The organism is Pseudarthrobacter sp. SSS035 (assembly GCF_023273875.1).
Classification (GTDB): Bacteria; Actinomycetota; Actinomycetes; order Actinomycetales; family Micrococcaceae; genus Arthrobacter.
In genome coordinates, this window is record NZ_CP096882.1 from 1,197,849 (window position 1) to 1,221,551 (window position 23,703).

29 protein-coding genes are annotated in these 23,703 nt (G+C 67.3%); 20 read left to right on the plus strand and 9 right to left on the minus strand.

All coding sequences use genetic code 11. The annotated features are described in order from the left end of the window. Window positions 1-2 precede the first annotated feature (2 nt). Window positions 3-719 (minus strand): YitT family protein, encoded by a 717-nt coding sequence (locus MUN23_RS05365; RefSeq protein ID WP_248762808.1) that lies wholly within the window; start codon window positions 717-719, stop codon window positions 3-5. A gap of 61 nt (window positions 720-780) precedes the next feature. On the opposite strand from MUN23_RS05365, the gene MUN23_RS05370 reads away from it, so the two are divergent. Further along, window positions 781-2,316, plus strand: coding sequence for a PLP-dependent aminotransferase family protein (locus MUN23_RS05370; RefSeq protein WP_248762809.1), 1,536 nt, complete (start codon window positions 781-783; stop codon window positions 2,314-2,316). A gap of 18 nt (window positions 2,317-2,334) precedes the next feature. Here MUN23_RS05370 and MUN23_RS05375 read toward each other — a convergent pair whose 3' ends face one another. Further along, window positions 2,335-2,838: a DUF4188 domain-containing protein gene (locus MUN23_RS05375; RefSeq protein WP_248762811.1), complete on the minus strand. Its 504-nt coding sequence runs from the start codon at window positions 2,836-2,838 to the stop codon at window positions 2,335-2,337. Window positions 2,839-2,917: 79 nt separating this feature from the next. Here MUN23_RS05375 and MUN23_RS05380 point away from each other — a divergent pair, with 79 nt between their 5' ends. After that, a complete protein-coding gene (locus MUN23_RS05380; protein ID WP_248762813.1) occupies window positions 2,918-3,493 on the plus strand; it encodes a TetR-like C-terminal domain-containing protein in 576 nt (191 codons plus the stop codon). 148 nt (window positions 3,494-3,641) lie between these two features. Here MUN23_RS05380 and MUN23_RS05385 read toward each other — a convergent pair whose 3' ends face one another. Both MUN23_RS05385 and MUN23_RS05390 read right to left on the minus strand, forming a co-directional pair. Then, entirely contained in the window at window positions 3,642-4,334 is a 693-nt protein-coding gene (locus MUN23_RS05385) for an SRPBCC domain-containing protein (protein WP_248762819.1), read from the minus strand. Further along, on the minus strand, window positions 4,327-4,977 hold the full coding sequence (locus tag MUN23_RS05390) for a helix-turn-helix domain-containing protein (RefSeq protein WP_248762821.1): 651 nt from the start codon (window positions 4,975-4,977) through the stop codon (window positions 4,327-4,329). The genes MUN23_RS05385 and MUN23_RS05390 overlap by 8 nt, the downstream gene beginning before the upstream one ends. A 168-nt stretch (window positions 4,978-5,145) precedes the next feature. On the opposite strand from MUN23_RS05390, the gene MUN23_RS05395 reads away from it, so the two are divergent. Further along, entirely contained in the window at window positions 5,146-6,153 is a 1,008-nt protein-coding gene (locus tag MUN23_RS05395) for an RluA family pseudouridine synthase (protein ID WP_248763999.1), read from the plus strand. Here the strand turns inward: MUN23_RS05395 and MUN23_RS05400 are convergent. Continuing rightward, complete coding sequence (locus MUN23_RS05400) at window positions 6,138-6,671, minus strand: O-acetyl-ADP-ribose deacetylase (protein WP_248762822.1); 534 nt, start codon at window positions 6,669-6,671, stop codon at window positions 6,138-6,140. The two genes, MUN23_RS05395 and MUN23_RS05400, sit on opposite strands and share 16 nt — an antisense overlap. Window positions 6,672-6,701: 30 nt before the next feature. Then, window positions 6,702-6,908, minus strand: coding sequence for a hypothetical protein (locus MUN23_RS05405; RefSeq protein ID WP_248762830.1), 207 nt, complete (start codon window positions 6,906-6,908; stop codon window positions 6,702-6,704). Between the two features lie 98 nt (window positions 6,909-7,006). Between MUN23_RS05405 and MUN23_RS05410 the strand changes: the two genes are divergently transcribed. From MUN23_RS05410 to MUN23_RS05420, 3 genes are all read left to right on the plus strand, one after another. Continuing rightward, window positions 7,007-7,720, plus strand: a complete 714-nt coding sequence (locus MUN23_RS05410; RefSeq protein WP_248762832.1) for a BTAD domain-containing putative transcriptional regulator — start codon at window positions 7,007-7,009, stop codon at window positions 7,718-7,720. A gap of 47 nt (window positions 7,721-7,767) precedes the next feature. Next, window positions 7,768-8,445, plus strand: coding sequence for a hypothetical protein (locus MUN23_RS05415; RefSeq protein WP_248762834.1), 678 nt, complete (start codon window positions 7,768-7,770; stop codon window positions 8,443-8,445). Window positions 8,446-8,533: 88 nt separating this feature from the next. Then, a complete protein-coding gene (locus tag MUN23_RS05420) occupies window positions 8,534-9,151 on the plus strand; it encodes a DedA family protein (RefSeq protein WP_248762836.1) in 618 nt (205 codons plus the stop codon). A gap of 16 nt (window positions 9,152-9,167) precedes the next feature. Here MUN23_RS05420 and MUN23_RS05425 read toward each other — a convergent pair whose 3' ends face one another. Together MUN23_RS05425 and MUN23_RS05430 are read right to left on the minus strand one after the other, a co-directional pair. Beyond that, window positions 9,168-9,473 carry a hypothetical protein gene (locus MUN23_RS05425; protein ID WP_058930109.1) on the minus strand — a complete coding sequence of 102 codons (306 nt, stop codon included), beginning with the start codon at window positions 9,471-9,473 and terminating at the stop codon, window positions 9,168-9,170. Window positions 9,474-9,543: 70 nt separating this feature from the next. Continuing rightward, window positions 9,544-10,725 carry a HoxN/HupN/NixA family nickel/cobalt transporter gene (locus MUN23_RS05430; protein ID WP_248762838.1) on the minus strand — a complete coding sequence of 394 codons (1,182 nt, stop codon included), beginning with the start codon at window positions 10,723-10,725 and terminating at the stop codon, window positions 9,544-9,546. 138 nt (window positions 10,726-10,863) lie between these two features. On the opposite strand from MUN23_RS05430, the gene MUN23_RS05435 reads away from it, so the two are divergent. From MUN23_RS05435 to MUN23_RS05480, 11 genes are all read left to right on the plus strand, one after another. Further along, window positions 10,864-11,193 carry a hydrogenase maturation nickel metallochaperone HypA gene (locus MUN23_RS05435; protein ID WP_248762839.1) on the plus strand — a complete coding sequence of 110 codons (330 nt, stop codon included), beginning with the start codon at window positions 10,864-10,866 and terminating at the stop codon, window positions 11,191-11,193. A 106-nt stretch (window positions 11,194-11,299) separates the two neighbouring features. Continuing rightward, the gene (gene hypB / locus MUN23_RS05440; protein WP_305886580.1) at window positions 11,300-12,124 is read left to right on the plus strand and encodes a hydrogenase nickel incorporation protein HypB; all 825 of its coding nucleotides are present in this window, start codon (window positions 11,300-11,302) and stop codon (window positions 12,122-12,124) included. A gap of 31 nt (window positions 12,125-12,155) precedes the next feature. Further along, a complete protein-coding gene (locus MUN23_RS05445) occupies window positions 12,156-13,214 on the plus strand; it encodes a hydrogenase expression protein HypE (RefSeq protein WP_248762843.1) in 1,059 nt (352 codons plus the stop codon). Window positions 13,215-13,241: 27 nt separating this feature from the next. Then, the gene (locus MUN23_RS05450; RefSeq protein ID WP_248762845.1) at window positions 13,242-15,035 is read left to right on the plus strand and encodes a nickel-dependent hydrogenase large subunit; all 1,794 of its coding nucleotides are present in this window, start codon (window positions 13,242-13,244) and stop codon (window positions 15,033-15,035) included. Window positions 15,036-15,041: 6 nt separating this feature from the next. Continuing rightward, entirely contained in the window at window positions 15,042-15,974 is a 933-nt protein-coding gene (locus MUN23_RS05455; RefSeq protein ID WP_248762847.1) for a NifU family protein, read from the plus strand. Window position 15,975: 1 nt separating this feature from the next. Beyond that, window positions 15,976-16,647 carry a DUF5947 family protein gene (locus MUN23_RS05460; RefSeq protein WP_248762849.1) on the plus strand — a complete coding sequence of 224 codons (672 nt, stop codon included), beginning with the start codon at window positions 15,976-15,978 and terminating at the stop codon, window positions 16,645-16,647. Beyond that, complete coding sequence (locus tag MUN23_RS05465; RefSeq protein WP_248762851.1) at window positions 16,644-17,387, plus strand: DUF6084 family protein; 744 nt, start codon at window positions 16,644-16,646, stop codon at window positions 17,385-17,387. The genes MUN23_RS05460 and MUN23_RS05465 overlap by 4 nt, the downstream gene beginning before the upstream one ends. Next, window positions 17,384-18,805: a hypothetical protein gene (locus tag MUN23_RS05470; protein WP_248762853.1), complete on the plus strand. Its 1,422-nt coding sequence runs from the start codon at window positions 17,384-17,386 to the stop codon at window positions 18,803-18,805. The genes MUN23_RS05465 and MUN23_RS05470 overlap by 4 nt, the downstream gene beginning before the upstream one ends. Beyond that, entirely contained in the window at window positions 18,802-18,921 is a 120-nt protein-coding gene (locus MUN23_RS23595; protein ID WP_371875982.1) for a hypothetical protein, read from the plus strand. The genes MUN23_RS05470 and MUN23_RS23595 overlap by 4 nt, the downstream gene beginning before the upstream one ends. 7 nt (window positions 18,922-18,928) lie before the next feature. Further along, complete coding sequence (locus MUN23_RS05475) at window positions 18,929-19,429, plus strand: hydrogenase maturation protease (RefSeq protein WP_248762854.1); 501 nt, start codon at window positions 18,929-18,931, stop codon at window positions 19,427-19,429. 12 nt (window positions 19,430-19,441) lie between these two features. Further along, window positions 19,442-19,705, plus strand: coding sequence for a HypC/HybG/HupF family hydrogenase formation chaperone (locus tag MUN23_RS05480; protein WP_248762856.1), 264 nt, complete (start codon window positions 19,442-19,444; stop codon window positions 19,703-19,705). Between the two features lie 49 nt (window positions 19,706-19,754). On the opposite strand, the gene MUN23_RS05485 is transcribed toward MUN23_RS05480, so the two are convergent. Next, the gene (locus MUN23_RS05485) at window positions 19,755-20,528 is read right to left on the minus strand and encodes a DUF6390 family protein (protein WP_248762858.1); all 774 of its coding nucleotides are present in this window, start codon (window positions 20,526-20,528) and stop codon (window positions 19,755-19,757) included. 152 nt (window positions 20,529-20,680) lie between these two features. On the opposite strand from MUN23_RS05485, the gene MUN23_RS05490 reads away from it, so the two are divergent. From MUN23_RS05490 to MUN23_RS05500, 3 genes are read left to right on the plus strand one after another with little or no spacing between them, the layout of a single operon-like run. Further along, a complete protein-coding gene (locus MUN23_RS05490; RefSeq protein ID WP_248762860.1) occupies window positions 20,681-21,835 on the plus strand; it encodes an ABC transporter substrate-binding protein in 1,155 nt (384 codons plus the stop codon). Then, window positions 21,825-22,961: an iron ABC transporter permease gene (locus MUN23_RS05495; RefSeq protein ID WP_248762866.1), complete on the plus strand. Its 1,137-nt coding sequence runs from the start codon at window positions 21,825-21,827 to the stop codon at window positions 22,959-22,961. Before MUN23_RS05490 ends, MUN23_RS05495 begins: the two co-directional genes overlap by 11 nt. Continuing rightward, window positions 22,954-23,697, plus strand: coding sequence for an ABC transporter ATP-binding protein (locus MUN23_RS05500; RefSeq protein WP_248762868.1), 744 nt, complete (start codon window positions 22,954-22,956; stop codon window positions 23,695-23,697). The genes MUN23_RS05495 and MUN23_RS05500 overlap by 8 nt, the downstream gene beginning before the upstream one ends. Window positions 23,698-23,703 lie beyond the last annotated feature (6 nt).

The window sequence follows — 23,703 nt, forward strand, 5'->3', positions numbered from 1 at the left end:
TCCTAGGGAGTCCTGGCCACGCGTTCGACGGCGACCGGCTCGCCGGTGTCTGACCCTGCAGCGTCCAACTCGGCGGCATCGAACTCACCGGCGTCCAACTTAACGGCATTCGGCTCAAGGACTGCAGGTTCGGCTGGAAGCGCTGCGGGCACCATGAACCGCGGGAGCAGCAGCTGCACCAGCGGCCCGATGGCGAGGGCGTAGACCACCGTGCCCACGCCCACGGAACCGCCCAGCAGCCAGCCCACTCCCAGCACCACCACTTCGATCAGGGTGCGCGAGATCCGCACGGACCAGCCTGTGCGCCGAGCCAGTCCGGTCATCAGCCCGTCCCTGGCACCCGGACCGAACCGTGCGCCGATGTAGCAGGCGGACGCGATGCCGTTCAGCAGCACGGCGCCTGCGAGCATGCCGATCTGGCCGCCCAGATGCGAGAACGCGGGGATCAAGGCCAGGCCGATGTCCGCGAAGACGCCCACCAGCACGGCGTTGCAGAGCGTGCCGAACCCTGGCCACTGCCGGAGCGGGATCCAGAGGAGCAGCACCAGGAAACTCACAATGATGACCACCACCCCGATGCTCAGTCCCGTCCGGCCGGAAACTCCCTGATGGAAAACATCCCACGGATCCAGTCCAAGTCCGGCACGGATGAACATGGCCAGGGAGATGCCGTACATGGCGAGGCCGGTAAAGAGCTGGAGTAGTCTGCGAGTCAACATAACGACCACTCTGACAGATAACTGGCATTGAATTACATAGCCAGTCTGAGATACTGGCTTCATGTCCCCTTCGCTGAACCCGCCCGCGCTGGCCCGTCTCCTGGGCGAGTGGAACCTCGGCGTCGCGCCCGCGTACCGCGAGCTGGCCGACGTCGTCCGCCTCCTGGTCCTGGACGGCCGAGTGGCCCTGGACACGGCCCTGCCCAGCGAGCGGGCACTGTCTGAGGCGCTGGGCGTCAGCCGCACCACCGTGACAGCCGCCTACGGCCACCTCCGCGAGCAGGGTTTCCTCAGCAGCGGGCAGGGCAGCAGGGGCCGGACCCGGATTCCGCGCCTGACGGCGTTGGGTACCACGGTGCTCACGGACCCGGGCCTTACAACCGCGGGGCGGACGCCCGGCACAACGTCTCCCGGACTCGCGGCACCGGAGGGTCTGATCGACCTCGCCTACGCGTCGCTGCCCGCCTGCGGCGAGGTGGTGCATCGCGCGTTCGCCGCAGCCCTCACCGAACTTCCCGCCCTGCTGCCGGGATTCGGCTACGACGCCATGGGTCTGCTCCCCCTGCGCGAGACGGTGGCGGCGCGTTATACGGCGGCCGGCGTGCCGACCACCGCCGAACAGATCCTGGTGACATCGGGCGCGCAGCACGCCCTGAACATCATCATCCGCGCCTTGGTTGGCCGGCAGGACAGGGTGCTGGTGGAACACCCCAGCTACCCAAATGCCCTGGATGCGATCCGCGCGGCCGGGTGCCGGGCCATTCCGGTGGCGTTCACCGCAGCCCACGGCGCCGGCACTGACAGGGCCGACGGCGGTCCCTCCCTGGCGTGGGACATGCACGCCCTGCAGGCCGCCATGACACAGCAGCGTCCCAGGATGGCGTACGTCGTGCCGGACTTCCACAACCCAACCGGGCAGCTGATGCCCGATGTCCAGCGCCGCCAACTGGTCCGGGCGGCCGCGGTTGCGGGGACGGTCCTGGTGGTGGACGAGACCCTCCGCGCGCTGAACCTCGACGGCGTCGAAACCAGTCCCGTGGCAGCCTTCAGTCCCGCAGTGGTCACCATCGGCTCGCTCAGCAAATCCCACTGGGCCGGACTTCGGACAGGCTGGATCCGCGCCTCCGAAGCCATGATCCAGCGCTTTGCGGCGGCACGGACGTCCCTGGATCTGGGCGGACCGCTTATGGAACAGCTGGCGGCGGCCCACTTGGTCCGCGCCCTCGACGAGCCGCTCCCCGCACGGCTCAGCGCCCTCCGGGACAACCGCACCGCACTTCTGGAGCTCCTTGCCGGACACCTCCCGGAATGGGAAACGGGACGCCCGGCCGGCGGTCTGTCCGTCTGGTGCAGGCTGCCCGCACCGGTCAGCACTGCACTGACGGTCATCGCTCCGGATTTTGGCATCCGGCTGGCCGCCGGGCCGCGGTTTGGCATCGGCGGCGCGTTCGAACGCTACCTCCGGGTGCCTTTCACCCTGCCGCCGGACCAGCTGGAGACCGCCGTCCTGGCCCTGCGCTCAGCCCAGGACCGGCTCGACGCCGCCCCGCAGCTCCGCCGGACCCTGAAGAACGCGCCGGCCTTGGCTATTGCGTGACGCGCCGGGCTTTCGGGATCAGGTGCCGCTGGCACCGCGGCCTGCGGCCCGGCCCATCCGCTGCTTGGCCGTATTGGTCCCGGCCCCGACCGGGACGTGCGCCGTCGCCTTGGCCAGCCCAAACTCCGGCATCCCGTTGTAGACAACCTCGATCCCGCCGGCCGGCACCTGGTACGTCTCATGCCAGACGCCGACGTCGCCGGTCCCAGAGAGTTCCTTCATGAATCGTCGCCACGGTTCCAGGTGCGGGGACTCCCGGTCCGCGGCGAACTTCCGCAGGTGCTCGGGGCTCTCCCAGTAGCTGAGCAGGATGGTGGTGCGCCCGAACCACTGCTCACAGCCGAGCATTCCTGCCGCGGGGTCGGCGGCCAGGTGCTGGAGCATCCGCGGCATGGCGGCAGCCACCTTGCCGACGGTCCCGACCTTCCACCATCGGTTCGCCCGCATGCCGATCAGGAAGACCGTCACCGATTCGCGGCCCGGGTCAGCGGTATACCGGCCCGGAAATACCTTCTGCGCCATGGGAACTCCTTCGGTTCGCGGTTTCATAACCTTGTTTCATAACACGGTTACGAAACAAGGTTATGAAACAATGGACTCCATGGCAAGACCCGTAGTGCATAACGATTCCCTCAGGCAGGACCTGCTGGCCGTCACGGCTGACCTGGTGGACCGCGACGGTCCCGCACGCGTGAATCTGCGGGACGTGGCAGCGGCCGCCGGAACGTCCACTACGGCCGTCTACTCGCTATTCGGCGGAAAATCCCAGCTCTTGACGGCCGTCGTGGACGACGGGTTTTGGTCCTTCCGCGACTCACAGGTGACTGCGGCCCCGGGCGGCCTGCAGGGACTCGGCGTGGCCTACCGGACCTGGGCGCTGGAGCATCGGGCGCTCTACCGGCTGATGTTCGGCGGCGCGCTGGCCGCCTACGTCGATTGCCAGCCAAGCCCCGACGCTGCCGCCGATGCCATGGAGCCCCTGATGGAAGCAGTGGCCTCCGCCCAGTCCGCGGGCACTGTACTGCAGGCACCCGTGGAGATGGTCGCCGTCGCAATCTGGGGCCAGGTCCACGGCCTCGTGAGCCTGGAACTGGCCCAGGTGGGGCCGCCGGATGCAGACTGGGCCGCGGCCTACAGCGCCGCCCTCGACGCCGTCGCCCGCGGCTGGGCCGCCTGACGCGACCTGACGCCGCTTTGTGCGCGCCCGTGCGGACTTTCCCGACGCGCCGATCCGCCCGCGACGCGCAAATTATCTGACGCAGGTGGATTTCCCGGTGCGCCAGATAATGTGCGAGTCGATATTCGGGTGCCGGGCTCAGGAGCCCTTACGCGTAGACCTTTTCGAGGAAGCCGCCCCAGGCCTCGGCGGTGGCTGATGAGTCACCGCTGCCGCTGAAGTCGTGCACAGTCATCCCCACCGGCGCGCCGAATGCGTTGCGGCCGAAGAACCGGTACATCGCATCCGACGTCCGCAGGCCCAGGAAGTGCTCGTTGGAGAAGTCCACTTCCCCGGACAGCCGCCCCACGCCGTCGAGCTCCAGCTCAACAGCGGAACCTTGCGCAGCGGAGTCCACGCCCAGAGCCTTCTTCAGGCGGTCGAACCCGTCCGGGGTCTGCGACGCCACCGGAGACTGGATGTCCGTAAACACCACCGGCTTGCCGTCGAAGTGCTGCAGGTACTGGCCCAGCGTGTGCAGATAGAACGCCGTGTGCTTGCTGGCGCCGTCGTACTGCTCGTCCCAGTTGTCGGCGAAGATCCCGCTGTGGACATAGTGCAGCCGGGCGCGGCCGCCTTCGAGCGGTTCCAGGATGTGCTCCAGCTGGTTGAACCAGCCATCCGGGCCGTCCATCCGGGATACGAGATGCGTGGGATGCTCCTGCACGGTCTTGACGTCCGGCCACTGGTCCGTGGGGAACATCCACGCCGGCGTTCCACTTGTCACGGCTTCCCAGGCACGCTCGGGCGTACCGGGCAGTTCGGTGTCGTACACGATCTCAAATTCGCGGTTGTCAGTCATTGTCCTGCTCCTTCGCTGAGAGGGGTTTGATGGGGGTTTTGAGAACGGGGTGAAGAGCGACGACGAGCCGGTGCTTCCGTCCGCCACCCGCGGAAGTGCCGCCCGGCGTCGCGGATGAGCTGCCGCCGTCGTGATATTTGTCCACCAGGCGGGTTACGGCGACGCCGAGTTCCTCGGCAAACGCGGCCCGGTCCGCGGCCGTCCGGAAAGTAATCTCGCCGTCGATCGCGAACGTTGCCAGCTTCTGCCTGGCGGCGGCCGCGCCAGCGATCAGCTTGCCCACTTCCTGGACCATCCGCCCGGCGAGCGCCAGCAGCCAGAAGGCCGAGAACCGGTCGGAGAACCGGTGCGGATCCGGTGCCACCGATGCGAGGGCCACGGGCGAAATCAGGTACGAAGCCGCCGTCGCCTGGAGGACGCGCTCGGTGACATTCCCCTTGCGCCGCTCCTCCACGAGTTCCACCAGCCCGTGCCGCTCAAGGGCTTTGAGGTGGTAGTTAACCTTCTGCCGCGGCAGGCCCACCTTGGCGGCAAGCTGCGTGGCCGACCCTGGCTCCGCGAGCTCCCGGAGGATGCGCGTCCGGATCGGGTCCAACGACGCTTCCGCCGCGGCCGGGTCCTCGATCACTTCGATGTCCAACATGCTTCCATCATGCCAACCGACAACTTTTATTGTCAAGAACTTTTTTTCCGTCGGTGCCGAGATCGCCGGATCCGTGCTCCGATTCGATGGTTCCCTGCGCAGACGATGATTCGAACCATCGTCTGCGCAGGGAACCGTCTAAATGGGCGCGGGTAGAATGGACCGGTGATGCAATCCCCCCTCCCCGTGCGCGAAGGCGTCAACGCCACCCGCCTGCGCCTCCCGGACGAGGGGCCGTGGACCACCGCCATGGACTACATGATGCACCGCTGGGGCCACATCGATCCGCAGGGCATCGAGGACAGGTTCGACGCCGGCGAGATCGTCGGCGAGGGCGGCGTCGCCCTGGACAGGGCCACCAGGCTCGAGGACCACACCTTCATCTGGTACTACCGCTCACTGCCGCCGGAGACCCGCATCCCCGTGGAAATCAGCATCCTGCACCAGGACGACCACCTCCTCGTGGTGGACAAACCGCACTTCCTGCCCACCACCCCCGGCGGCACCTACATCCAGGAATCGGCCCTGGTCCGGCTCCGGAACCAGCTCAACCTGCCGGACCTGATCCCCATGCACCGCCTGGACCGGATGACCGCGGGAGTGCTGCTGCTGTCCACAAACCCGGAAACCCGCGGAAATTACCAGGTGCTGTTCGAGAAGCGGCAGGTGCAGAAGGAATACGAGTGTGTGTCCGCCGCGGAGCCCGCCGCCGGACGCCCCGCCGTCGACTTCCCCGTGGTGGTCCGGAACCGGATGACCAAGTCGCGCAGCTACCTGCTGGCCGAAGTGATCGAGGGCGAGCCGAACGCGGAGACCCGGATCGAACGGCTGGAAACGTTCGACGGCGGCACTTCAGCAGGTGCCGCCGGCACCCGCGCGCCTGGCATCCCCGCCGCTGGCACCGCAGCCGAAACCCACCCAGCCCGCCTGGCGCGGTACCGGCTGGAGCCGCACTCCGGAAAAACGCACCAGCTCCGGGTCCACATGGCCTCGCTGGGCCTGGGCATCGTGAATGACTCGTTTTATCCGGACCTGCTGAACAAGGCGCCGGACGACTACTCCAAACCGCTCCAGCTCCTGGCCCGCGGCATCCGTTTTGTGGACCCCATCAGCAAAAAGCCCGTGGAATACCGCAGCGGGCTCCACCTCAGCGAGGCTACTCAAACCTTGCGCTGATCGAACACCGCCTTGAAGGCCTGCTCCATCTCGGGGCCGAACAGCACAAACTCCGCCAACTCGAGCGCGATGGACGGATGTGAGGCACCAAACCCTGTGACGGCGTCGTACGCGGCCTCCGCCACCTGGCGCCCGTGCCAGCCGTACACTCCCCCGCCCACCGCCGGGAAGGCGATGGAAGCCGCGCCCAGCGAGTCCGCCAGCCGCAGGCTTTCGCTGAAGCAGGAGACCAGCAGCGCCGGGTTGGTCTGCCCCACGTGCCGGTTGGGCCCAACAGTATGGATGACCCAGCGTGCCGGCAGCCGGAATCCAGGAGTGGCGACGGCGGCTCCGGGCGCCAGCCCGTGCGGCAGGTCCGTTTCGCGCAGTTCGCGGCAGGCGGCCAGCAGTTCCGGCCCGGCAGCCCTGTGGATGGCCCCGTCGACGCCTCCGCCGCCCAGAAGGGAGGAGTTAGCCGCGTTCACGATCGCGTCAACCGTGCGGGTGGTGATGTCGCCTTGGAGGATGGTGATCCGCATGCCGCCAGTTTCCCACCTACGCGGTGCGGCTCATAGGCCCCGCATCACCGCAGCCGAGGCACGCAACCAGGCCTCGCGTGTGGCCGGCAGCAGCGCCTGGTAGTTGAGCGGTCCGCCGGAGACGAGGGACTTGTCATAGGGAACGTCGAGGACTTCCCTTGTCAGCGTCTCGAAGTGGGTCCGGGTCCTGGTATGAAGCTGACGGGCATGTGGACCTATTCCCGGTATATAACCCAAAAACCCCTCTTTCTAAATTGGCTTGACTTGATGCGCCCCAGTGCCACGATGGTTATCTGGGGTATCGCGTGTTGTCCGGTCGCTTGAAGGGGATAGGCATGACGGTGGCTCTCGCACAGGATTGGCATTTAAGCCTGCTGGGGGCCTGGCGGTTGCGCCGCGGCAGCAATACCGTGACGGTGGCCAGCCGGGAACAGCGGCTCATCGCGTGTGTGAGACTCCTTGGCTGCAGGCACCGGAGTTTCCTGGCTGGCCTGCTGTGGCCCAAAAGCAGCGAAACGCAGGCTGCCGGGAACCTGCGCACCACCGTCTGGTGCATCTCCCACGCCTTCCCGCACCTTCTCCTGACCGGCGCGGACACGCTGGAGCTTCACGAGGGGGTCAGGGTCGATGTCACGGCATTGCAGCACCACGTCGCCACGCTGCAGTCGCAGCCTGAAGCCCGGATTCCTGACAGCTACCTGGACGACTTGAGCCGCGCCGACCTGCTTCCCGGCTGGTACGACGACTGGGTGGTCTTCGAACAGGAGCGGCTGCGGCAGTTGCGCCTCAGCGCGCTGGAACTCATGGCCCGGCAGCATCTGGCGGCCGGCGAACCCGGCGGAGCTGTCATCGCGGCGTTGTCCGCGGCAAGCATCGAACCACTGAGGGAATCGGCCCATCTGCTGCTGGTCCAGGCCCACCTGGCCGCCGGTAACCGGGCCGCCGCGGTCCGCGCCTACACGATGTTTGCCAGCCGGCTGGAGGGCGAACTCGGTGTCCTGCCCTCAAGCCAGTTGAGCGAGCTTGTCTCGGCGTTCCATCCGCACTGAGCGAGCATCTGCACTGCTCGAGCATCTGCACTGAGCGAGGAATCATCATGGATACCCTCATCGAAATCCCCGGCGACCGCACGGCGGCCAAGTTCGCCTACGCGGCCGGGGGCCTGGGCGTGGTAGGCGTGGCAACCCTGGGAGCCATGTACGCCATTGAGGTGCCAAAGAACGGACCCTACGTCTTCGGCACCATCAACGATGCCACCGGCGGCGTCTTCCAGTTGGTGATCATCCCGGTGATCGTCCAGGTTCACCGGCGCCTGCGCCGCACACCCGGCTCCGAGGCCGCCAAATGGCTGGTGATCGCGGCCAGCGGCGCAGGATCAGCAAGCTCGTTCCTCCTGGTCGCGAAGAAGCTCGATTTCACGGTGTCCACTGGCATCTCGGTGGGGGCCATGGTGGTCCAGGCCGGCTGGTTCCTGCTGGCCAACCGGGCACTGCTCAAGAGGGGCAGCTTTCCCCGGGATCTCGGGAGGCTGGGACAGTTCATTGGCGGCGCCTTGGTGGTGGCGTTGCCCCTGGCGGCGCTGACCGCGGTGGAACAGGCGCCTGCCTGGATCCGCTGGGGCATCGGCGGGGCGGGACTGGCCTTTGGCGCCACAGCGTGGGTCGCCTGGCCGTACTGGTATTTCCTCGCGGCCCGGCACCTCAGCCACGTCCCCAGGGAAGTTCCCGGCGGAGCCCCAGGTCCACGCCGTCGGAACATCGGCACCGGGTACTGAGGCACTCGCTGAACCTAATGCCTGGCAAGTCCGTGCCGCCGGCCGGCTCAGGCCGTGCTGCCGCGCAAAAGTGCGGTACTTTGTGGCCATGGACTTTGGCAACGCCGACAGCTGGGGGGCGGCGATCTACTTCTGGATCATCCCCGTGGTCCTCGGCGATGCCATCTTCCCGCCCATCCCCTCAGAGATGGTGGTGATTACCGGCGGCGCCCTCTCGGCCGACGGCCGGGCCAACGTCTTCCTTGTGGGGGCACTGTCCGCAGTGGCGTCCTGGGTCGGCGACATGGTGGTGTTCCAGCTCTTCAAACGCCGGCTGAGCCATGTCCTGGACCGCTGGCGCTGGGGCCGCAAGGTCCATACGGGCATCCACGCGGCCATAGCCAAGGCCGGCCGCTCCTCCACCTACGGAACCATCATCGGCGCCCGCTTCATCCCCGGCGGGCGGCTGGCGACGTCGGCGGCCTCGGGCATCGCCGACGTTTCGGCACGGGGTTTCAGCCTGTGCGCCGGCCTCGGCGCAGTCCTCTGGGCCAGCTGGCTGGTGGGCCTGGGCTACTTCACGGGATCGGCAACCAACCTGCCGTTTTGGGCGAGTTCGCTGATCGGCGTGTTGCTGGGCCTGGTGATCGGGGCCGCCGTCGGCGTCATTGTCACCCGCCGGCGCGGCACCCGCTCACCGGTGGACGAGCCCGCCCCCGGCGAGTGAGCCAGGACGACTGAGCTTAAACGGGCGCCCAGCGGCCGCGGTTGCGGCGGAGCACCGTCAGTGAGCCGGTGAGTGCAACGCGTTCGACGGCGTCGCGCATCATCGCTGCCGATTCGCGCGCCTGCTGGTTCTCACCGCTGTATTCGGTCGCCTCCACGAGGAAGCGGAGGTTCAGTTGGGGGACGCCGGCGGCAAGTTCGATCTGGTTTGATTCCACATGGTGACGGGTCTCCAACGCCTCGACCGCTGCGGCCATCACGGCTTCCGGCGGGTTCCCAGGCTTCAGTCCGGTGATTTTCAGGCGGGTCTGGAACGAAGGCATGCCGTCAACCTTATCCCGGCCGTCCGCTTGCCCGGATAGTCCAATCAGGCTGGTCCCGCTGCCGGTCCAGTTACTCGGGGCCGCCCTCCGGGACGGGCATGGACCAGCGCTCTTCGATATGGCCGAACCGCCACACGCCCAGGGCAAGGAGCCAGGTGAAGATGAACAGCGCCACCGTGGTGTATCCGACGGCGGCCAGGTCGAGTCCGCCGATCACAGCCAGCGGCCCGGACCGGATCCCCGCGCTGTCCACCAGGAGGGAAATCAGCTGCACGGAGCCGACGCCCAGCGCAACGGCGACGGACAGTCCGGTCACCACTACGTTGTAGTAGATCCTGCGGACCGGCCTGGAAAGCGCCCAGCGGTAGGCGAACGTCATAAAGCAGCCATCGAGCGAGTCCAGCAGGCTCATGCCCGCCGCGAAGAGGACCGGCAGCGTGAGGATCGCGTACCAGGGAAGCGCCGAAGCGGCGGCACCCGCGGCCAGGATCAGCAGGCTCACCTCCGTCGCAGTGTCGAACCCCAACCCGAACAGCAGTCCCACGCCATACATCTGCCAGGGCTTGGTGATCAGTCCGGTCAGCCGGCCGAAGAGCCGGGTCATCAGGCCACCGGCGGCCGGCTGGTTTTCCAGTCCGGCGCCGTTGTCCTGGCTGGACCGCAGCCGCCGCGCCGACCGGAGCACCTCCAGGAGGATGACCAGGTTCAGGACGCCGATGAGGTACAGAAAAACGCCCGAGACTGCCGTCCCGAAGATCTGCAGGCCCGCCTCGGTTTCGCCCGAAACCACCCCGCCCTGGTCCGACATGCTCCGGATTCCAGCCGCCAGCAAAGCGCACAGGCCAAAGACAATGCTCGAGTGGCCCAGGGAGAACCAGAAGCCCACGGTCATGGGCCGGTGCCGGTTGCCTGGCTGCGGACTGCCTGGCTGCCCGCCGCGAGAGTGTCCGTCGCCTGCGAGTTTCCGGGTGGTGTTGTCGATGGCGGCGATGTGGTCCGCATCGAACGCGTGGCGGAGACCCAGAGTATAGGCGGCAACGCCGAGGCCAACTCCGAAAACGCCGGAGGAGCCTGCCGGAAGGTTTTCCGCTGCCACAACAGCCAGCAGCACGCCCCAGCCCACGGCATGCAGGAGCAACACAACGGCCGCCATTCCACCGATCGATGCCCGTTCCCGGCCGGTCAGCGCGTTCCCGAACCGTCCGGTCCTGGGCTGCATCGGCGTGTTGCCTCCAGCTTCCGGTTGCTGCATTGTTGAGCCTCCGGCTTCCGCGTCATTGCAGAATACTGGGATGACTATACGCCTCTACCCGATGACTTCGCAGCTGTCAAATATTAGGTTGATTTATGGCCTCGACGAGCCTATCTTGGCAGGGAGGGGGCAGTACCCATGCACGAACTCTCGATCGCACAAAGCCTCATTAACGCGGTTTTGGACAGGACCGGCGGCCAGGCAGTCACGGGCGTCAACCTTCGGATAGGGCCGCTGTCAGGTGTGCTTCCGGACGCCCTCCGTTTCTGTTTTGACGTGGTTTCAGCGGGCACCACCCTGGCAGGGGCGAGGCTGCAGATCGACGAGCCGCAGGCCCGTGGGCATTGCCGCGAGTGCGGTGCCGACTTCGCGATGACCGATATTTTCCTGCTGTGTCCCTGCGGCAGCGCCGACGTCGCAGTGCTCAGCGGGCGGGAACTCAACCTCGTTTCGGTGGAAGTGGCGTAGCGAAATGTGCGCAACGTGCGGCTGCGGCGAGGACGCCACCCCCCGGGTGTACTCCCTTGAGGTGCCGGGTGCACAAGCGTATGAGCATTCCCACGAACCTGGACACGTGCACACGCATGACGGGCACACGCACAGCCATGACCACGACCATTCCCACGACCACACGCACTCCCACCCGCATGACCACGCCCAGCCCCGCACCGACGGTCAGATGCACGGGCCGGAACTCATCCCCCTGGAGCAGAACCTGCTGGCCAAGAACGACCTCCTCGCCGAACGTAACCGCGGCTGGCTCGCCGGACGGAAGGTCCGGGCGCTGAACATGATGAGCTCCCCCGGCGCCGGGAAGACCACGCTCCTGGTGCGGACACTCACGGAATTGGGAGACCGGCTGCAGGCCGGCGTCATCGAGGGGGACCAGGAAACCTCCCTCGACGCCGAACGCATCCGCAAAGCCGGCCGGCCCGTGGTGCAGATCAATACGGGAGCGGGCTGCCACCTGGACGCCGATATGCTCCGCCGCGGACTCGACGCGCTCGATCCCCAGATGGGTTCCACCGTTTTTATCGAGAACGTGGGAAACCTCGTCTGCCCGGCCCTGTTTGATCTGGGCGAAGCAGCGAAAGTAGTAGTTGTCTCAGTAACGGAAGGTGATGACAAACCGCAGAAATACCCGCACATGTTCATGGCAGCTGACCTGGTGATCATCAACAAGTCGGACCTGCTCCCCTACGTCGAGTTCGACGTCGACGCCTGCGTTCGCCGCATCCGTCGCCTGAATGCCCACGCGCAATTCCTGGTCCTCTCGGCCACTACCGGCGACGGCCTTGCCGCCTGGTATGACTGGCTGGACGGCCGCCCCTCCCGGACAGAGACCCGCGCAGGGTCTTTGGCAGGGCCTCTCGAAGAGTCCCTGACAGACGCACACTGAGCCCCCTCACGGGCCGCGGAAAGAGGCACCGATGCCTACCGAAACTTCCCTCAGGGCCGAAGAAACCCTGATTCACGTGCTCTGGATCAACGCAGGGCTGAGCTGCGACGGCGATTCCGTCGCCCTGACAGCGGCTACCCAGCCCAGCGTGGAGGAGATCGCGCTCGGTGCCCTGCCCGGCCTGCCCCGCATTGCCATGCACTGGCCCCTGATCGATTTCGAATGCGGCCCCCAGGAAGGCGCGGACGACTTCCTCGAGTGGTTCCGCAAGGCGGACCGCGGCGAGCTGGAGCCGTTCGTACTCGTGGTGGAGGGCTCCATCCCCAACGAGAAACTCCATGATCCCGGCGGCTACTGGTGCGGCTTCGGCAACGATCTGGCTACCGGCCAGCCGATCACCACAAGCGAGTGGCTGGACCGGCTGGCACCCAAGGCCACGGCCATCATCGCCGCAGGCACGTGCGCAACGTACGGCGGCATCCATGCAATGGCGGGAAACCCCACCGGCGCCATGGGCGTCCCCGACTACCTGGGCTATGACTGGAAGTCCAAGGCCGGCATTCCGATCGTCTGCGTGCCCGGGTGCCCCATCCAGCCGGACAACCTCTCCGAAACCATGACCTACCTGCTGTACCAGGCCACCGGACAGGCCCCGATGATCCCGCTGGATGATGCGCTGCGGCCCACCTGGCTGTTCGGCAAGACGGTCCATGAAGGCTGTGACCGGGCAGGCTATTACGAGCAGGGAGACTTCGCCACCGAGTACGGCTCCCCCAAGTGCATCGTCAAGCTCGGATGCTGGGGCCCGGTGGTCAAGTGCAACGTGCCCAAGCGCGGCTGGATGAACGGGATCGGCGGCTGCCCCAACGTTGGCGGCATCTGCATCGGCTGCACCATGCCGGGCTTCCCGGACAAGTTCATGCCGTTTATGGACGAGCCACCCGGCGGCAAGCTCTCAACCAGCACCATCCGCCCTTACGGCGCCGCCATCAGGGCGCTGCGCGGCATCACGACCCACACGCTGGACCAGGAGCCCAAGTGGCGCCGGCCCGGCACCGAACTGCTGACCGGCGCACGGCGCACGTGGTAATCCCCTCTTTCCAGACAGGTGAAGAACATGACTTCAACGATTCCTATGCCGTCCGGGAGCGGGACGGACAACAGCAACCTGGTGGAGATGGCCTGGGATCCCATCACCAGGATTGTGGGCAGCCTGGGCATCTATACCAAAATCGATTTTGCGAACAACCAGGTGGTGGAGTGCAAGAGCACGTCCTCGATCTTCCGCGGATACTCCATCTTTATGAAGGGCAAGGACCCGCGGGACGCCCACTTCATCACCAGCCGCATCTGCGGAATCTGCGGCGACAACCACGCCACCTGTTCCTGCTACACGCAGAACATGGCCTACGGCGTGAAGCCACCGAACCTGGGCGAATGGATCGTCAACCTGGGCGAGGCCGCCGAGTACATGTTTGATCACAACATCTTCCAGGAAAACCTGGTGGGCGTGGACTACTGCGAAAGGATGGTCTCCGAGACCAACCCCGGCGTCCTGGCCAAGGCAGAAAATACCCGGGCCCCGCATGAAGGCGACCACGGCTACCGAACCATCGCGGACATCATGCGCTCGCTGAATCCGTTCACTGGCGAGTTCTACCGCGAGGCCCTGCAGGTCAGCCGGGCCACCCGCGAGATGTTCTGCCTGATGGAAGGCCGCCACGTGCACCCGTCCACGCTCTACCCCGGCGGCGTGGGGACCGTGGCTACCATCCAGCTCATGACGGACTACATCACCCGGCTCATGCGGTACGTGGAGTTCATGAAGAAGGTCGTGCCGATGCATGACGACCTCTTCGATTTCTTCTACGAGGCGCTCCCTGGCTACGAACAGGTAGGCCTGCGCCGGACCCTGCTTGGCTGCTGGGGTTCCCTCCAGGACCCTGACTACTGCAACTTCGAGTACAAGGACATGACCCAGTGGGGCCGGAAGATGTTCGTCACCCCGGGCGTGGTGGTGGACGGCAAGCTCGTCACCACGGACCTGGTCCGCATCAACCTGGGCATCCGGATCATGCTGGGTTCCTCCTACTACGAGGACTGGGAAGACCAGGAGATGTTTGTGACCCGCGATCCGCTGGGCAACCCGGTGGACCGCCGCCATCCCTGGAACCAGCACACCAATCCGCGGCCGCAGAAGAGGGACCTGAAGGAGAAGTACAGCTGGGTGATGTCCCCGCGCTGGTTCGACGGCGAGAACAACCTGGCGCTGGACACCGGCGGCGGCCCGCTGGCGCGGCTCTGGGCCACGTCACTGGCCGGGCTGGTGGACATCGGCTACATCAAGGCAACCGGCAAGAGCGTCCAGATCAACCTCCCCAAGACCGCCCTCAAAGGTCCTGTTTCCTTTGAATGGAACATCCCGCAGTGGAGCAACACCCTGGAACGCAACCGCGCCCGTACGTACTTCCAGGCCTATGCGGCTGCGGCGGCGCTGCACTTCGCCGAGAAGGCGCTGGAGGAAATCCGGGCCGGCCGGACCAAGACCTGGGAGTCGTTCACCGTTCCGGACGAGGCCATCGGCTGCGGCTTCACCGAAGCGGTCCGCGGCGTCCTGTCGCACCACATGGTGATCCGGGACGGCAAGATCGCCAACTACCACCCGTACCCTCCGACACCCTGGAACGCCAGCCCCACAGACTCGTCCGGGACCCCCGGCCCCTACGAGGATGCGGTGCAGGGCCAGCCGATCTTCGAAGAGAACGACCGCGAGCACTTCAAGGGGATCGACATCATGCGGACTGTCCGGAGCTTCGACCCGTGCCTGCCGTGCGGTGTCCACATGTATCTGGGCAACGGCCAGACCCTGGAAATGCTGCACTCACCCACCCAGACCCTAACCGGCGAGTAACCTGCCATGCCCGGCGCGGACCGGCCGCTGCAGACCGGCGAACTGCAGCCCGGCGAACGGATCGGCACGCTCCTCGACGCCCTCGGCGCCGGCGGGGCGGTGGCCCGCGGCCGTGCCGAAGACCTGGTACGCCAGGTCACCGACATGTACGGCTCGGGGCTGGAACGCATCCTGGAAATCCTCGATGAGCAGGGAAAGCTCGACGACGGGACGCTGGCGGCGCTCGCCTCCGACGAGCTGGTGTCCGGTCTGCTGATCATCCACGGCCTGCATCCCGAGTCGATGGAGACGAGGGTGGCCGGCGCCCTGGACAGCGTCCGGCCGTACCTGGGCTCCCACGGCGGGGACGTGGAACTGCTGGGCATCAGCCCGGAGGGCGTGGTGCGGTTGAAGCTCCTCGGCACCTGCCAGGGCTGCCCGTCGTCGTCCGTCACCTTGAAGTTCGCCGTCGAAGAGGCGATTGAAACAGCGGCCCCGGAGGTGACGGCCATCGAAGTGGTGGAAGCGGAAAAGCACGCCGCCACCCCTGCCTTCATCCCCCTGGACTCCCTGCTGGTCCGGCTGGACAGCAGAGACCAGCCGGAAGGGTCTTGGGAGCCGGTCCCCGGCGTGGCCGACCTGGAACCCGGCGAGGTGGCCGGGTTCCAGGTGGGCGGCTATTCGCTGCTGGCCTGCCGGACCGGGCAGGACGTCTACGCCTACCGGGACCACTGCCCGCGCTGCGACGGGTCCATGGCGGGCGCCGCCCTGCAGCGCGCCCTCGCCGCCCCCACCGGCGGCGGTCTGCTCCGCTGCCCCACGTGCCGCGCACACTTCGACGTCCGCCAGGCCGGCTCCTGCCTTGAAGACCGGAGCCTGCACCTGGACCCGCTCCCGCTGCTCGTGCGGAGCGGCGTGATGTCCGTGGCCGTGCCGGTTGCGGCCGGAAAGGGCGGCTGACGTGGAGGGGCCCGGCCTGCCCGTTGCGCTGCTGCGCCGGATCGCCGCCGCACGGCCGGCGGCGCCCGCCGGCGAGCGCTGCGAAATGTGCGGGGAGCCCATCGCGGCCGAACACCAGCACGTGGTGGACCTGGACAGCCACGCCATGATGTGCACGTGCCGGCCGTGCTACCTGCTTTTCACGGACAGCAACGCCCACCTCCGGTACCGCTCGGTGCCGGACCGGTACCTGTCCTTCCCCGATTTTGAGCTTGGCCCCGGCCAATGGGACGAGCTGGAGATACCCGTGGGACTGGCATTCTTCTTCCGCAGTTCCAGGATGGAGCGGACGGTTGCGTTTTATCCCGGCCCCGCCGGCGCCACCGAATCCGAGCTGCCCCTGGACGCGTGGGATGCCGTTATGGTGCAGAATCCCGCCCTGTCCCTTGCAGCTCCGGACACCGAGGCGCTCCTGATCCGTGGACCAGGCAACGACCGTCCCGAGGCCGATTGCCACTTGGTCCCCGTGGACGCCTGCTATGAACTGGTAGGCCACCTGCGGCGGCTGTGGCGGGGGTTCGACGGCGGCCAGGAGGCCCGCAACCAGCTCACCGCGTTCTTCGACAAGGTCAGCGGCCGCAGCAAGCCGGTCCACGAAACCACGCGCAAGTCAGCGTCCGGAGGCCCGCAGTGATTGCGCTGGCGTTCGAGGTCCTGGACATCCAGCCCGAACCGTACGCGGCGGCACCCCAGCTCACGGCGACCTTGCGGGTGACCGAGTCCACCGGCGCCGCTGTGCACGCGATCGCCCTGCGCTGCCAGGTCCGGATCCTGCCCCAGCGCCGCGGCTACTCGCCTGGTGAAGAGGCCGGCCTGCTGGACCTCTTCGGCGAGCGCAGGCGGTGGCCCACCACGCTGAAGTCCTTCCTCTGGCTGCAATGCAGCACCATGGTCCAGGGCTTCACCGGGGAAACCGAGGTGCGGCTGCCGCTGCCCTGCACCTTTGATTTCGACGTGTCCGCGGCCAAATACCTGCAGTCCCTGCGTGACGGAATTGTCCCGCTGGAGCTGCTGTTCTCCGGCACGGTCTTTACCCGGGGCGAGGCCGGCTTCGGCGTGGAACAGGTGCCCTGGGACCTCGAAGCTCCGTACCGGCTTCCCGTGGACGCCTGGCGCCGGCTGATGGACCAGTACTTCCCCAACACCGGTTGGCTCCGCCTGGACCGGGACGTACTGGCCGCCCTGTCGCACTACAAGGCGGCCCGCGGCCTGACGTCGTGGGACGCCACGGTGGAGAGCCTGCTGGCGGACGCCGCAGCTGTGTCCCCCGCCGCGGTATCCCGGGCAGCGGCAGTCCCGGCGGCGGCAGTCCCGGCGGCGGCAGCCCGGGCAGCGGCGTCCCAGCCAGCCCTGTCAGGAGACGCTCTGCCATGAACATGAGCCTGAGCCTGGCCCGCGCCGTGGCCGATGCCGTCCTTTACGAGGGCTACCTGCTCTACCCGTACCGCGCGTCCTCGCAGAAGAACCAGGCCCGCTGGCAGTTCGGCATCCTCGGCCCGCCAGGCGCTGCCGCGGCCGGCACCGGCGAGGAACCGGATATGTTCGCGGACTGCCTGCTCACCCCGGGCCAGCACGCCGCCATCGAAATCCATCTGCGCTTCCTGCAGCTCCAGAGCCGGTCCGCCGAGAAAATGGACGACGACGGCGGGTTCACGGCGGTTGATGAACTTACGGTCGGCGCCTCCCGCTGGCTGAGCTGGGACGAGGCAGCCGAACGGGAAGTCACGCTGGGACCGTTCCCCGTCGCAGGGCTCAGCGAGCCTGGGACCGTTCTGCCCGTGGAGGTGCCCGGCGGCGAGGACATCGAGGAACTCCGTGACGCCTCGGGGCGGCTGGCTGGGAGACTGGTCCGCCGTCGTCGTCCGCTGCAGGGTGAGGTGAGGCTGGCAGCTTCGCCTGCCGGCGGGCCACTGGTCAGGCTGCGCGTCGGGGCCGCCAATGGGGCTGCGAATGGCTGGACGGATAGCTGGACCAGACAGCACGCCATCGCGGAATCCTTCATCGGCACGCACCTGCTGCTGAGCCTCCAAGACGCGGACTTTGTTTCCCTGCTTGAGCCGCCACCGAGCGCCCAGGCCGCTGCGGCCACCTGCACGCAGCACCGGTGCTGGCCCGTCCTGGCCGGTCCGGACGGGCAGTCGGACGTGCTGCTGGTATCCCCGATCATCCTCTACGACCATCCGGCGGTGGCCCAGGAAAGTTCGGTGGCGCTGTACGACTCCACCGAAATCGACGAGATCCTCACACTGCGCGTGCTGACCCTCACCGAGGAGGAGAAGGCCGAAGCCCGCGCCACGGATCCACGGGCCGCAGCCATCATCGACCGGTGCGAGGCCATGTCCCCGGCGGAGCTGCAGCAGCTGCACGGCATCCTGCGCAACCCGCGTGCCATGGACGGGGCTGAATTGGATGCCGCGTTGGACGAGGTCCCCCGCGTTGGGGAACTCCAATCCGGACGCCCCGGAGAGGAAGCCGCGTGGTGGACACCCGAAGCCGAAGCCCTGGTCCAGCCGCACCTGGATGCCGTCCTGATCAACGGGGTTCCGGTGGCCCGGGGCAGCAGGGTCAGGGTGAATCCAAGCCGGCGCGCCGATGCCCAGGACCTGTTCTTCGCGGGGCAGACGGGACGCGTCACCAACGTCCACTTCGATGTTGACGGCAGCACCCATGTGGGCCTGGTCCTCGACCAGGACCCCGCCGCGGACCTCCACGAGGGCTACGGCCGGTCCTTCTATTACTCACCGGAAGAGCTCGAACCCCTGGGGCAGGATGGAAAGGAAAGCCCGCCATGAGAATCATAGGAATGGCCACCGTAGCGTTGCTGGCGGCGTTGGCACTCGGCGCCGTGTACGTGGGGATCCGCTCGGTCCCGGATGTCCAGCGCTACCTAAAAGCGCGGCGCATGTGAGCCCGGAATGACTGTGCTGGTGGCCGGCGTGGGCAACATGTTCATGCGCGACGACGGCTTCGGCCCGGAAGTCGCCCGCCGGCTGGCGTCGGAGGGGGGACTGCCGCCCGGCGTCGAGGTGGCTGACTACGGCATCCGCGGCATGCACCTGGCGTACGACCTCCTGACCGGAGTGGACCTGCTGATCCTCGTGGATGCCGTCCCGCCCGAGCGGACCGAGCAAGACGGGGCCCCCGGCAACCTCCGCGTGCTCCGGATCCGCAGCGAGGATCTCGACGCCGGCGCCGCCCTGGACCCGCACGGCATGGACCCTGCAGCCGTCCTGGGGAAGCTCCGATCGCTGGGCGGCGAAGTCCCCGTGACCTACGTGGTGGGCTGCGTTCCGGCCGACGTCACCGAGGGCATCGGCCTGACACCGTCCGTGTCCGCCGCCGTCCCGGCGGCGATGGTCGCCGTCGTCGATCTCCTCACCCAGCACACCTCCCAGCAGCCCCCCAAGCAGACCTAAGGCGGACCAACCATGTGCCTCGGAATCCCCGGCCAGGTCATCGGCCCGATCGACGGCTACGGCGACCAGCTGGCCCTGGTGGACGTGGCCGGCGTACAGCGCAAGATCAACATCGGACTCCTGGACGAAGGACCACTGCCTCCGGGCAGCTGGGTCCTGATCCACATGGGCTTCGCGCTCGAGCGGGTGGATCCTGCGGGCGCCGAACGGGCCATGAGCGGCCTGGAACTGATGGGCCAGCCACGGCAACCCGGCGACGACAGCCAAGGCGGTTAGGCGGATGGGCCGGCGTCCAGAGCGCCGCTCTTTATCGTTCGAAGGCGACTTAGCGTTCGAGGGCGATGGCGGCGCCGCGATGCTCCACGCCGCTGTTGGCGATCTTGAGGTGCCTGCCGGTGAAGAGCTTGAGTTGCTGCAGCTGGTGGGGTGTCAGCCGGTCACAGACCCAGTCCCAGTGGAGCGAAACCACGTCACCGGCCGCCAGCCCGGCAATGAAGCCGGTTCCGTTCACGGCATACTTGGCGGTCTCCACCACGGGCTCCCCCACCGCCAGGGATATGCCATCCCAGGTCAGGGGCCGCGATTTCACCACGGCTTCGTCCCCGGTGATGGCGAGGACCTCACCCCACCGGATCCGGCAGCGGTCCAGGACGTTCAGTGCGGTGGCATACCGGCGGTCATCTCGCAGCAGGCCCAGCCAGGGATAGATTTCGAAGACGTGGAAGCTGTGGTGCGGGACGCCGCCGGCGAGGACGCCTTCCACGAGGTGCGGAAACTGCCGGCCGGTGCGTGCCCGGAACCGGTCTTCCATCGAGTTGCCCATGGTGCTGATGCCCACGGTGTCCAGGAGGCTGTTGCCCACCCAGTACGCCTCCACCACGCGGGCGTCGAGCGGATCGTGGATGCCGTGGGAACCGGCAATCAGTTCCAGGTAGGGAAAGGCGCCGGCAAAGCCCTTCGCGAGTTCCCGCAGGCCTTGGTCCGTGACTCCGGACTGGCCGTAGTGCAGGAGGGCGTCACTGTCGGGAGGGCCGCAACTGCCTCGGGAATTGGGCGGGTACGCGTACCGGACAAACAACTGGGCACCATCGACAACCATGGCGTGGCCACCTTCTCCGCAGGTCTTTTGAACGTAGCACCGCAGTCGGCCCCGGACAAGAGTGGGTTAGCGGCCGCGGAACCACAAGAATCCATCGGCAGCCTCCGCCCACGTACGGACGCTGCGCCAACCGAAAGCAGGGGTCACGCACCATGGCAACCACTGATCTGAACCGCCGCGCTGCCCTTCAACTTCTGGTGGCGGGAGGCTCTGCCGCCCTGCTGGCCGGATGCGCCGGCACCGCTGGTTCCCCGCCGTCGTCGGGCCCTGCAACGAACGGCGGGAACGGTGGCAGCGGCGCGATCAGCATCACCGATCAGCGCGGCAAAACCCTTACCTTCGCCCGGCCCGTGACCCGGGTGGTGACCATCCCCATGCCGGCGGCGTCTCTGCTGGTGGCGGTGGACCGCACGGCTGACCATCTCGCCGCCATGCACAACGCCTCTTGGGTGGCCATGCGCGACGGCATCATGGGCACCATCTTTCCCAAGGCCCTGGAGCTGCCGCACGAGATCGCCACCCAGGACTTCACGGCCAACGTGGAGAGCGTGCGGGCCCTGGACCCGGACGTGGTGATCCAGTGGTCCGACGCCCAGCTCATCGACCCGCTGGAAAAGGCCGGCCTGAACGTCATCGGGCTGACCAACAACGGCAAGCAGGAGGACGTAGATGCGTGGGTGGCCATGTTCGCCGCGATGCTGGGGAAGCCCGAACGCGCCGCGGATATCAAGACCCGCAGCGACCTGGAACTTGCCGCCGTCAAGAAGCTGGCGGCCGGCCGCAATTCCGCCGGGCCCAGCATCCTGTACTTCAACCGGTTCACCGGCGGCCTGAAGGTGGCTGCCGCCAATAGCTACAACGATTTCTACATCAAGCTTGTGGGCGGCACAAATCCCGCCACCGGGCCTGACCCGCTGCAGGGCTCGGGGATGGTGGGCCTGGACGTGGAGCAGGTGCTGCGGTGGGATCCCGAGATCATCCTGCTGGGAAATTTCGACGCCGCTATGCCCCAGGATCTCTACTCCGACCCCGTCTGGCAGACCGTGTCCGCGGTAAAGAACCGGCGCGTGTACAAGGTGCCGCTGGGTGGATACCGGTGGGATCCCCCCGGGCAGGAATCACCGCTGATGTGGCACTGGCTCAGCGACATCGCCTTCCCGCAGCAGCGCTCCCTTCTCCGGAACAAAGTCACCGAGTACTTCGATTTCCTGTACAGCCACAAGCCGACGGCGGCGGAACTGGACAAGGTCCTGTGGACTGCGGCCAACGCCGACTCTGACCACTACCGGCAGTTCAATGCTGCATGACGCCAGCGACGAACGGCTTGAGGCCAGCCGCGCCCGTGCGCCCGGAGAGCCGGACACCGAATCCGCCGGGTCTTACGACGACCGGGACCGTGCGCGGGACGGGCCGCCTGGACCATCGGCCCTGAAGCCCATCGCCATCAGCACCATGTTCCTGGTCGCCGTGACCTTGGTGGCCCTGGCCGTGGGCCGCTACAACGTTCCGCTCTGGCACGTGGTGCAGATCCTGGTGGGGCAAGTTGTCCCGATCCCCTCCGAGGCCACCGCCACGGAGGAGAATGTGGTGCTCCTGGTCAGGTTGCCGCGCGTGCTGCTGGCGCTGCTGGTGGGCGGCGGACTGGCGATCGGCGGCGCCGCGCTGCAGGCCATCTTCCACAATCCGCTGGTCAGCCCGGACATCATCGGTGTTTCCGCGGGCGCATCCTTCGGCGGCTCGCTGGCCATACTCCTGGGGCTGGGGACGTTCGCGCTGATCACCAGTTCCTTCACTTTCGGACTGGTTGCCCTGGCCATGCTGTTCCTCATCACCTCGGGGCGCGGCGGGACTCCCCTGCTGATGATCGTGCTGGGCGGCGTGGTCACGGGATCGTTCTTCTCCGCGCTGGTAGCCCTGGTCACCTACATCGCGGATCCCAACACCACGTTGCCGGCCATCGTGTTCTGGCTTCTGGGGAGCGTAGCCACCGCCACCTTCGCCAAGGTGGGAGTGGCGCTGATTCCCGTGGTCGGGGGCGCCTTGGTGCTCCTGGCATTGCGGTGGCGCATCAACGTGCTCTCGCTGGGCGACGACGACGCCGCCGCGCTGGGGATCCGGCCGCGGCCGCTGCGGTGGGTGGTCCTCGTTTCGGTGGCACTGATCGTGGCCGGGGCGGTTGCCGTCAGCGGAGCAGTCAGCTGGGTGGGCCTGGTGGTCCCGCACCTGGCAAGGATGTGGGTGGGACCGGACCATCGGGTCCTGCTGCCGGTGTCCTTCCTCCTGGGCGGCGCGTACATCATGCTCGTGGACACCGTGGCACGCACCGCGACGGCGGGCGAGATCCCGCTCGGTGTGCTGACGGCGCTGATCGGCGCGCCCGTGTTTTTTGTGCTGCTGCGCCGGAACCGGGACAGGATCTGGGAAAGTGCTTGAGCTCAACGGTGTGGGCTTCGGCTACGGCCGGGCGGGCTGGGTCTTCCGGGACGTCAGCTTCCAGGTCCTGCCGGGAACCGCCACCGCAGTCCTGGGTCCCAACGGCAGCGGCAAGACCACGCTGGTGCGCTGCGCCGCCGGGCTGCTGAACCCCGTGGAGGGAAGCGTCACCCGGGCGGCCAGGGCCGGCTACGTCCCGCAGGCCCATGGCAGTACCTTCGCCTACCGGGCCCTCGATATGGTGCTGATGGGACGAGCCCGGCAGATCGGTCTCTTCCGGTCGCCCGGCGCCGCGGACCGGGCTGCTTCCCTGGAGGCCATGGACAGGGTGGGCATCGCCGGCCTCAGCAGCAGGTTCTTCCCCACCCTCAGCGGCGGCGAGCAACAGCTTGTCCTGATCGCCCGTGCCATCGCCGCCGGCTGCCCCGTCCTGGTGCTGGACGAGCCCGCCACCGGCCTGGACCTGAAGAACCAGGTCCGCGTCCTGCGGCTGCTGCGCGAACTCATGACGGACGGCATGGCGGTGCTCCTTAGCACGCACCATCCGGACCACGCCCTGTATCTTGCCGACCGGGCCGTTCTGCTCACTGCCAGCGGACCGCGGACCGGTGATGCTTTGCAGCTCCTGAGCGAGAAGGAACTCACTGCTCTGTACGGCGTGGGCGTCAGCACAATGGCATACGCCGACGGCCGCAACACCCGCCGGAGCGTAGTAGTGCACTACGGCGGCGAGTGAGTGAGC